Annotated in this window: 8 protein-coding genes and 1 pseudogene; 6 read left to right on the top strand and 3 right to left on the bottom strand. The window is 46.1% G+C overall.

What is annotated here, in order from left to right:
* Nucleotides 1–211, top strand: a 211-nt coding sequence (locus QUA57_RS27235; RefSeq protein WP_333064871.1) for a hypothetical protein, incomplete at its 5' end; no start/stop codon positions are given.
* On the opposite strand, the gene QUA57_RS27230 is transcribed toward QUA57_RS27235, so the two are convergent.
* From QUA57_RS27230 to QUA57_RS27220, 3 genes are all read right to left on the bottom strand, one after another.
* On the bottom strand, nt 208–1962 hold the full coding sequence (locus QUA57_RS27230; protein ID WP_333064870.1) for a DUF3352 domain-containing protein: 1755 nt from the start codon (nt 1960–1962) through the stop codon (nt 208–210). The two genes, QUA57_RS27235 and QUA57_RS27230, sit on opposite strands and share 4 nt — an antisense overlap.
* Nucleotides 1963–2024: 62 nt before the next feature.
* Entirely contained in the window at nt 2025–3005 is a 981-nt protein-coding gene (locus tag QUA57_RS27225) for a flagellar assembly protein H (protein WP_333251480.1), read from the bottom strand.
* 226 nt (nt 3006–3231) lie between these two features.
* Nucleotides 3232–3837: a pentapeptide repeat-containing protein gene (locus tag QUA57_RS27220; protein ID WP_333064866.1), complete on the bottom strand. Its 606-nt coding sequence runs from the start codon at nt 3835–3837 to the stop codon at nt 3232–3234.
* Nucleotides 3838–3979: 142 nt separating this feature from the next.
* Between QUA57_RS27220 and purL the strand changes: the two genes are divergently transcribed.
* From purL to QUA57_RS27195, 5 genes and pseudogenes are all read left to right on the top strand, one after another.
* On the top strand, nt 3980–6541 hold the full coding sequence (gene purL, locus QUA57_RS27215) for a phosphoribosylformylglycinamidine synthase subunit PurL (protein WP_333064864.1): 2562 nt from the start codon (nt 3980–3982) through the stop codon (nt 6539–6541).
* A gap of 240 nt (nt 6542–6781) precedes the next feature.
* Nucleotides 6782–8473 (top strand): annotated as a pseudogene (locus QUA57_RS27210) (SUMF1/EgtB/PvdO family nonheme iron enzyme).
* A 405-nt stretch (nt 8474–8878) separates the two neighbouring features.
* A complete protein-coding gene (locus tag QUA57_RS27205; RefSeq protein ID WP_333064873.1) occupies nt 8879–9097 on the top strand; it encodes a DUF433 domain-containing protein in 219 nt (72 codons plus the stop codon).
* Between the two features lie 82 nt (nt 9098–9179).
* Nucleotides 9180–9527 carry a DUF5615 family PIN-like protein gene (locus QUA57_RS27200; RefSeq protein ID WP_333064862.1) on the top strand — a complete coding sequence of 116 codons (348 nt, stop codon included), beginning with the start codon at nt 9180–9182 and terminating at the stop codon, nt 9525–9527.
* Nucleotides 9528–9544: 17 nt separating this feature from the next.
* Nucleotides 9545–9796 (top strand): hypothetical protein, encoded by a 252-nt coding sequence (locus tag QUA57_RS27195; protein WP_333064860.1) that lies wholly within the window; start codon nt 9545–9547, stop codon nt 9794–9796.
* Nucleotides 9797–9874: the final 78 nt, after the last annotated feature.

Below are 9874 nucleotides of genomic sequence, written 5' to 3'. Positions count from 1 at the left end.
TGCACTTTATTCTCGATCACGCGCTCGAAACCTTTCGCGACGCAATATGCACTCGATTATTCAGCAAGCCCTAGTTATTGGGGGTTGGGCATGGGGAATTGGGCATGGGGAATTGGGCATAGTTTCTTCCTTCTTCCTTCTTCCTTCTTCCTTCTTCCTGACATCCGTTACATCCCGTACATTGCTCGTTGCCGAACTTCCTTCTGACTAATTCAGCCGCATAAATATAGTAGCTTTGCGAATTCCTGTTATTTCTCCCGTACTGGTGACGGTGAGCGATCGCAAGTGGTCGAACAATGGTCTTGCCGAAAGTTCAATTAACCTCAACAGCGGGATTTGTTTTTCCCAAATTGCCCTGCTGGAGGGCCAGTCTAAATAAAAATAGCCGTCGTTAGATGGCGGTAGCGGTTCAATGCTGGTTTGAAAATCTTGATTGGCAACTAAAGAGCCTGTTTCTGCCGCTTCTAATGCTGCGTCCATTGCTTCTACTGAAGTGGTGAAAATTTCGTATTTGCCGACGGTGGCTCGAACTCCTTTTGCCTCGGTTTCGATCGCACTTTTTCTCTTATTTTCTCTCCCATAATTTGGGTTCGTTGTCAACTGCGTCCAAGCGGTAATTTTCTGGTTTCTCAGACTGAAGGTGCCGATGCTGTATTCTTTGCTGCGGGCAATTTCATCGAGTTTGTCGATCGCCTTTTGGGAATCAGCAGATTTTTCTGCCGCGAAAATCCAGTCAGCACTATTTGACGAATTCGGAAGCACTGCTAAAGCGTATTCTCCTTGTACCCAGCCAAATATATCCTGCGGCAGGTTCACGCCCCAAAGTTGCTGAATATCTGCCAAGGCGCGATCGACTAAATTTGAGACTTCTGCATTAGTGGAAACCGCAGATGACAAATCAGCCCAAAAATTCCTTAAATCGGTGCTGGCGACCGCGAAAGGACTGGCTGAGGGAATGTATTGCAAGGCTTGCACAGGTTCGGAGAGTGTTGGAGAAGCTGTGTTTTCTCGCGATGTCACTAAAGCAGTTTGAGCCAGCAATCCCCGTCGGTTGACTCCGACAGCAACTGCGAGGGAATTAAGAGAAACTTGGGGATTTTGCTCGGTTGATGATTGCGGGAGATTGACAAATGCTAAAGCGATTCTGCCTTGAGTTAGCTGCTGCAAAGCTTTTTGATATTCCGGGGTAGTGTTGAGATTTAGGTTTGCTGATTCAACGTTATTAATTGCATCTCGAATCACAATCGGGCTATTGGAAAATAAAACAAAATTTTGGTTAGTCCCTGAATTTAAATTACCGCCGATGGCGGCTGTTGCGAAGCTGGCTGGCCACTTTGAATTCGGCAGAGAAAACGGGTTAAAAAGCGAAAGCGAAGCAGATTTTTTCTTGGCTGTTGGTGCTTGTTTATAATTAATTCTAACCCCTTTATATAGTTCCGAATGAACTGTTTTATCGGCACGAGCTTGTTTGCCCCAGTAGGAGTCGAGAAATTGTTGGCTGCGATCGACATTTTGGGAGGAAACGGCCAGCAAAAACCCGGCTTGTTGGCCGTTGCTGCTGTCGCCATCGAAATCGGGCTTTGTGACGGCGAGAGTAATTTCGTCACCTATCCAAGGTTGGATATCTTTACTGTAATCGAGGTCTGTACTGGCGAGGAAACTATTTTTGATTTGCTCAAATTCTGCGTGCGATCGACTTCTTTCTTCGGGAGTGGCAAAAACTTGTCGCAATGCTTCGAGGCGATCGGGATTTACCAGCATTGAAGCTAACAAAGGTGCTTGTTTCGAGACAAACACAGCCGCAGCAGGAGTAGTTGTCGGCCCGCCGGCGAGCAAATTCAGGGGAGTTTGAGTTGTCAGCCAGTAAAAACCACCGGCACTCAAGCCTAAGAGTGCCAAGACGCCAGCAATGAGGAAAGAAAAGAACGATCGCAACTTCATCGGCAAATGACAAATTACCACAGTCTCTGATTATACACCCAGAACCCGGACTTGTTTAAGAAGTCGGGCTTCTCGCCACCTTGTTAGTTTTCAAGTGTATTGGGTAATCTAGCTATCAGATTTTCCAGCGATAATTGAGGCAATTCTGACAGCAGTAATGATAAATTTTCTGGGGATAAGCCGAGCAAGTTGGGGATGAGATTAACCGGGCGTTGTTCTTGCCCTGATTCGCTGAAGCGGTTGTTCAAAACACTTTCCGCTAGCAAATTGTGGACTTGTTGGCGATCGATTTGTGCGATCGGCAGCATAGATAATTGGACTAACAACATAGTAAACTCGGCAGTAGGTAGAGCCGATACCGGGCGCAAAAAGGTGACAGTTAGCGGGTCTAACTCCCCAAATCTGACCTGTAAGAAACTCTCTAAAATCAACCGCTGTCCTTGTTCTCTTCCTTGCTCAAGACCTTGTTCTCTTCCTTGCTCAAGACCTTGTACAAGACCTTGTACAAGACCTTGTTCTCGTGCTTCTTGTAAATGTTGTTGAAAAAGGGGTACGATCGCCATAACTAACTCCTGATCTTCATCATCCATTGTGGGATTAGTTGGTGTATTCGCTTGCAAATTTTCCTGCAAGATGTAAAGTAATTGTAGCGCATTAGCTCGGAGCGGATCGTTGACGGGAAATGCTGTTAATTCTGCGATCGCCCCTTGCTGAACCCGGCCCCTACCCAACATCCGCAACCACATAGTCTCTGGAGTCCTCGCTAGCTGGTGAATAGCGATTAAGCCAACTCTCCAAACCTCCGATAAAAAATAAACTCCTCTCCCCCAGCCCTCAGACTCTTCAGGAGTCCGAAAACCAAAACTGCTTAATAAAGCCTCCGAAGCAGTAGGAGTGAGAATCCACAACATCGGTAATTGTCTTTCCTCAAAACGTTGATCTTGTCGATTAGCGCGGCGCCCCAGTTCTGCCCTACTATTTAATAACTTAACGACACAGCTAAAAATTCCCTCAGCAGTCACAGGATTACGAAACGGTTCAATCATCGCCGCCGTTGCAGCCATTTTACCTAACACACCCAAACTTTGGACATATTCGCCCTCAAAAGAAGTTGGTTGAAACCAAACATCAATTTCTCTAACTTCAGCAGTGACATTTTTGCTCGTTTCTACTTATCCAAGAGGCGACAATAACTCTTGCAGGTATTCTTTTGCAAACTGATCGTGGGGGAACTCAGTCATCCGATTTTAGATTTTAGATTTTAGATTTTAGATTTTAGAAGCAGGTTGTCTACCACGGCACTCCTCGCGCATCGGAAAAATCTGCATCTAGAACCGCCCCCGGATCGAATACAGCATCAGTCAAATCAGCTTTTCTAAACGACGTTATCGATAATTTTTCTATTTCTTCAACAGCAATAAAAAAGCCGATCGCAGTTAACCCAAGAATTACCCCAGAAACCAAAAATAAGACAATTCCCCTGATAGTATCTCCGCCCAAAAATGTCACAATACCGCTAGCCCCGATCGCAGCAGCAGCCCCAGCCACAGCCCCCGCCACAATCCCAGCCTCGCACCGAGTCGCAGCAATCGCCGTAGCAGCCGTTCCAGCCACAGCCACAGCCCCCGCATCCGCCCCGGCTATCAGTCCAGTCAAAGCCCCAGCCGCCGTCACTGTCACCGCCGTTACCCCAGCCCTAGCAATCAAATTTCTCACCCGCCTGCGGCTTTGTCCGGTTCTGACACCCTGAAAATTTGCCCCCCTCAAAATCGCCCCGGTGAAATTGCAGCCTCGAATGTCGCAACCGCTGAAATTCGCCCCTGACAAGTCAAGCCCTTTAAAAGAACGGTTCCGCAAGTTTTGGTTAGCAAAATTGAGATTTCGAGGTTGAGTCATTCGATTTTAGATTTTAGATTTTAGATTTTAGATTTTAGGTTAGCAACCCAAAGACCTAGGATTATAGATTTTAGATTATAGATTTTAGATTAACCAAGCACAGGGCATTTAGAATAAAGCCTGTGGTTTATAACGAGTTTCCATGTCTCCCTTCTCCGAATCCCCATTTTCCCCCGAACAAATTGCCGGTGAAAGACTCACACCTGAAGAATATGAAGAAATCGTTCAGCGTCTAGGTCGCCATCCTAATAAAGCTGAATTGGGAATGTTCGGCGTTATGTGGAGCGAACACTGCTGTTACAAAAATTCGCGGCCACTATTAAAACAGTTTCCCACAGAGGGCGATCGAATTCTCGTCGGGCCTGGAGAAAATGCCGGCGTCGTAGACTTGGGATACGGCTTGCAACTCGCCTTCAAAATTGAATCCCACAACCACCCGTCAGCAGTCGAACCTTTCCAAGGTGCAGCAACCGGTGTCGGGGGGATTCTCCGCGATATCTTCACAATGGGAGCTCGTCCGATCGCACTTTTGAATTCCCTGCGTTTCGGCAACTTAGACGACGCTAAAACTCAGAGATTGTTCAAAGGCGTAGTATCGGGAATTTCTCATTATGGAAATTGCATCGGAGTACCCACAGTTGGCGGCGAAGTTTACTTCGATCCTGCTTATTCCGGCAACCCGCTAGTTAACGTCATGGCCTTAGGTTTAATGGAAACTCAAGAAATCGTCAAATCCGGCGCTTCGGGAATCGGAAATCCCGTGCTTTATGTCGGTTCAACCACTGGCAGAGATGGCATGGGAGGAGCAAGTTTTGCCAGTGCCGAGTTGACCGACAAATCAATGGACGATCGCCCCGCAGTCCAAGTAGGAGATCCATTTTTAGAAAAATCCTTAATTGAAGCTTGTTTAGAAGCATTCAAAACCGGTGCAGTCGTCGCCGCCCAAGATATGGGTGCTGCAGGAATCACCTGTTCCACATCAGAAATGGCAGCAAAAGGCGGGGTCGGCATTGAATTCGATTTAGACAAAGTTCCCGTTCGAGAAAGCGGCATGATTCCCTACGAATACCTGCTTTCGGAATCCCAAGAACGGATGTTGTTTGTTGCCCAAAAAGGACGGGAACAGGAATTAATCGATATTTTCCACCGCTGGGGATTGCACGCCGTAGTCGCGGGTACAGTCATCCAAGAGCCGATCGTCCGAATTCTATTTAAAGGCGAAATCGCTGCTGAAATTACCGCAACTGCTTTGGCCGATAACACGCCAATTTATCACCGAGAACTGTTGACAGAACCGCCCGAATATGCTAAAAAAGCATGGGAATGGACGGCGGATTCCCTGCCACAATCCACAGTTAAAGGTATCGAAATTAACGGCAATTTCCAAACTTGGAATCAGATTTTGCTGACGCTTTTAGATACTCCCACCATCGCTTCTAAACGCTGGGTTTATCGCCAATACGACCATCAAGTGCAAAACAATACTGTTGTTTTACCGGGAGGCGCTGATGCTGCCGTTGTCAGATTGCGTCCGCTAGAACCTTGCCAATCTTCCCTTGCTGAAGGGCTAGAAGTACACCCCCTTGCTAAGGGGGATCTACTGAGAGAAAATGCTGTTTCTCTAGCTTCCGAAAGCAAACAGGAAGAAGAAGTAATTCCTCTATTTAAAAAGGCACAAGGTAGGGAAACTCCAAAAGTTTCTCCCCCCCTTAGCAAGGAGGAAGCGCCCCTGGGGATTATTCCCGGAGTTGCTGCAACGGTTGATTGCAATTCTCGTTATGTTTATCTCGATCCTTATGAAGGTGCAAAAGCAGTCGTAGCGGAAGCAGCGAGAAATTTAAGTTGTGTGGGTGCTGAACCTCTCGCAGTTACTGATAATTTGAATTTTGGCAGTCCTGAAAAGCCGATCGGATATTGGCAGTTAGCCTCAGCTTGTCGCGGAATTGCTGATGCTTGTCGCGAGTTGGGAACGCCTGTGACTGGCGGCAATGTTTCTCTTTACAATGAAACGGTTGATGCTGAGGGGAATCCTCAACCAATTTATCCGACTCCGGTAATCGGAATGGTGGGGTTAATTCCCGATTTGAAGAAAATTTGCGGCCAAGCTTGGCTAAAGAAAGGTGATTTAATTTATGTGCTGGGAATCGGGGAATCATCCCAAAACTCAGAAATTCCATCGGAAAGCTCAAAAATCGAAACTTCTCCTACTTTGGGAGGTTCGGAATATTTAGCGGCAATTCACGGGATTGTAGCTGGGAAACCGCCAAGGATAGATTTTGAGTTAGAAAGAAAAGTGCAATCGGTTTGTCGCGATGGAATTCGGCAAGGTTGGGTAGGTTCTGCCCATGATTGTGCCGAAGGTGGAATTGCGATCGCCCTCGCGGAATCCTGTATTTCTGCTAAAATGGGTGCCGAAATCCATCTCAGTTTCAATTCGGCAAATGTCGGCCGCTGGGATGAAATTTTGTTTGGTGAAATGGGCAACTGCATTGTAGTTTCAGTCGCACCGAAAAATCAAGAAATTTGGGAGTCTTACCTGCAAGAACATTTGACCAAAATGTGGCAGAAAATAGGTTTAGTTTGCTGTGCTGAATCACCTTTGCGGGTTGTGAGTGCTGACAATAAAGTGTTAATTGAGGTGGCGATGGGTGATATGGGCGATCGGTTCTATAATGCGATCGAGCGTCGGATTGCATCTGTCTAATCGCATTCCATACAAAGGGCGGTTGAAACCGCGTCTACACAGACGAAACCCGCCGGCGCGGGTTGCATTTCTTGAGTCCGCGAAAGCGGACTTTGTTGGTGTAGAAGCGATTTCAATCGCCGTGTTCAATCGCGCGAAATTCTTCCGATTCAAGCAGGACAAAGATAATTGAAAAAACAGCACAGAAAACAGAGATTGTGCCAAAATTAATCTTAATCTCCATCCCTCCACAAAAAACCTATGGTTCCCTCTGGTACAATTCTCCGCCACCGCTACCAAATAATCGAACACTTGGGAGGCGGTGGCTTTGGCCATACCTACCTCGCTAAAGATTTAGACTTACCCGGAAAACCCCACTGTGTCGTCAAACACCTCCAACCTAAAGATAATAGTCCTACTGGTTTGGCCCTCGCCCAACGCTTCTTCGATAAAGAAGCACAAATTTTGCATAATTTAGGCAATCAATGCCAGCAAATTCCGACTTTGTTTGCTTACTTTGAAGAAAATGGCGAATTCTATCTAGTTCAGGAATTTATAGACGGACACGATTTAAAAAAAGAGATTATTGCCGGCCAGCAGTTAAGCGAATCCGACGTTATTACCTTATTAAAAAGCATCTTAGAAGTTTTAGCAGTTGCCCACGAACACCAACCAAAAGCCGTTATTCACCGAGATATTAAACCAGCTAATTTAATGCGCCGTCGCCAAGATGGTAAAATAATCTTGATTGACTTTGGTGCAGTTAAGGAAATCAATCAATTAATTGTCAAGGCAAATGGAGATGTCACTACAACGGTGCCGATCGGCACTTGCGGCTATAGGCCTAGCGAACAAGCTAAAGGCCAACCAAAATTGTGCAGCGATGTCTATGCTGTGGGGATGATTGGCATTCAAGCCTTAACGGGAATACACCCGGCAGATTTGCGCGACGATCCAAGTACCGGGGAAGTAAGTTGGCGACATTTAGTGCCAAGAGTTGACCCTAAATTAGCTGATGTTTTAGATCAGATGGTACGGAACAATTTCAGCAATCGTTATCAGAATGCAGGGGAAGCATTGCGAGCAGTTTTATTTTTGTCGCAGCCACCAGGAACTCCTGCTTTAAAAACCTTGGAATTTAAAACAGTGACAGTTAACTCAACGGGGCAAATTACCAACCGTCGTCAAGGAGAAGTAGGGGTTTTTACAGAAAATATTGGTAATGGTGTCACTCTAGACATGGTAGCAATTCCTGGCGGCAGTTTCGTGATGGGTTCCCCCACTAGCGAAGCAGAACAAAGGGACAATGAAGGGCCGCAGCGTACTGTGAATATCTCTCCTTTTTTTATGGGTAAATATCCAGTCACTCAAGAACAATATCAAGCGGTGATGGGAAATAACCCTTCTATTTTCAAAGGTCCTTTACGAAGTAAAAAACTTCCTGTAGACAATGTTACCTGGGATAAAGCTGTGGAATTTTGCCACAAACTTTCTCAAAAAACAGGCAAGACTTATCGCTTACCTTCGGAAGCGGAATGGGAATATGCTTGTCGCGCCGGAACTACAACACCTTTTTATTTTGGCGAAACAATTACCCCGGATTTAGTCAATTATAAGGGCAATTATCCCTACGGTGCTGCACCCAAGGGACTTGACCGCAAAGAAACAACAGATGTGGGAAGTTTTCCGCCCAATGCGTTTGGTTTATACGATATGCACGGGAATGTTTAGGAATGGTGCAGCGATAAATGGCATGGTAATTATAACCGCGCACCGACTGATGGAAGTTCTTGGGAAACTGGCACGGATAATAACCGAGTGCTGCGTGGTGGTTCCTGCTTTTTCCCTGCGGTCGATTGCCGCAGTGCCCTTCGCGTCTCGTACTCGGGGCTCTTCAGTCCGTGGCCCAGGGGTTTTCGCGTAGCGGTAGCGTCGGTTTCTTCCTCGTCCTAGTTTCCGGGTAGTAGTGGTAGGGTGCGTCGCATTGAACAATCTACAAATCAAATCGACAATCTCGCAGCGACACACCGCGAGAGTCAGTTAATCGATTTTAGATTTTAGATTTTAGATTTTAGATTAAAGAATTCCAAGATAGACCCCACGGATGAATCCGGGGGCTTGTGAAGAGGATTCGGAGATTAGGCCGGGGCTGGTTTATTATGTTGTTGGTTCCGACATAGATGGTTGGTAAAACCCGCCCCTACCGCAGAATTAAGACTACCGAGCTTGATAACTGATAGAGATATCGCCTTACAATATCAAATAGCTACACAATTTATAAATCCCCAAATTTATTTGACAATCGAAGAATTAGAAGTACAACTCTTGGGCTGAACGGCGCTCGAAAAAGCGGAGGCGATCGGCATCTTAACTCAAAGCCTGAAAAACAGCGGCCGCCCGATAACCAAAACTCCTGGCGTGATGGGCGGTGATGCTTGTATTGACAAAACTCGCATTCCCGTTTGGTTGCTCGCCAGGTATCGCAATGACGGCGCTACCGATGCTTTTATCCTAGACTGCTACCCCCATCTCAGTGCTGCTGATTTGGTAAATGTTTGGGCTTATACTGAAGCTTAGCCTGACGAAATTGAGTCATTAATTCGACAGCAAGATGATTCGGACGAAATCTTAAATACACCGGAAAATATCCAATAAACTTATGGCACGTCTCTATGCAGGCGAACACTTTCCCCGACAAGTTGTGCAAAATCTGCGGTCTTTGGGGCATGATGTCCCGACAGTTCAAGAAGCAGGAAATGCTGGACTACCTGATGAGGATGTATTAGCATTTGCCATCACTGACAATCGGGCTGTTTTGACCGTCAATCGGCGCGATTTCTTTCAACTGCACAATCTGAAACCAGACCATTGTGGTATTATTGCCTGCACGCGAGATGACGATATGCCTAGACTGAGTGCGAATATTAATGATGCGATATCTACTGCTGAGATACTGACGGGAAAAGTGATTCGTGTCTATCGTTCTGGGGCGCCGTCCATATCTTAATTTAATTTAATAATTCTATGACTGCTACAACCGATCGTCCTTTAAAAATTTTTTGCATAGAAGACTTGAAAAGTGCCGACCTCGCAGGCATTACTCTAATCCCCCAACCTTTAACCTTGCGCTTAGACTTTACATTCGGAACCGGGATTTATGACACTTCCATCGAATTCTATCAACTCGTTCATCAGGTAATCTCTCAACCAGTCAACTCCGACTCTGAAGAGTCTTGCTTCTGGGTGGGTAACGCAGAATTAAGACAATTGACATAAGATATAGTCATTTCAAATAAGTATGAGACACTCTTTCTGCACAATAAGCACGAATAACTTCATCAAGAGATGTGCCAG

The organism is Microcoleus sp. Pol7_B2 (assembly GCF_036701035.1).
Taxonomy (GTDB): domain Bacteria; phylum Cyanobacteriota; class Cyanobacteriia; order Cyanobacteriales; family Microcoleaceae; genus Microcoleus.
The sequence above is the reverse complement of the archived record's forward strand: the minus strand, read 5'-3'. Positions and strand labels throughout refer to the sequence as shown.

What these genes read in the sequence shown, in the direction of transcription:
- QUA57_RS27220 (WP_333064866.1), bottom strand. Translation starts at nt 3,837, where the DNA reads ATGACTCAACCTCGAAATCTCAATTTTGCTAACCAAAACTTGCGGAAC.
- purL (WP_333064864.1), top strand. Translation starts at nt 3,980, where the DNA reads ATGTCTCCCTTCTCCGAATCCCCATTTTCCCCCGAACAAATTGCCGGT.
- QUA57_RS27195 (WP_333064860.1), top strand. Translation starts at nt 9,545, where the DNA reads ATGACTGCTACAACCGATCGTCCTTTAAAAATTTTTTGCATAGAAGAC.
- QUA57_RS27225 (WP_333251480.1), bottom strand. Translation starts at nt 3,005, where the DNA reads ATGGCTGCAACGGCGGCGATGATTGAACCGTTTCGTAATCCTGTGACT.
- QUA57_RS27200 (WP_333064862.1), top strand. Translation starts at nt 9,180, where the DNA reads ATGGCACGTCTCTATGCAGGCGAACACTTTCCCCGACAAGTTGTGCAA.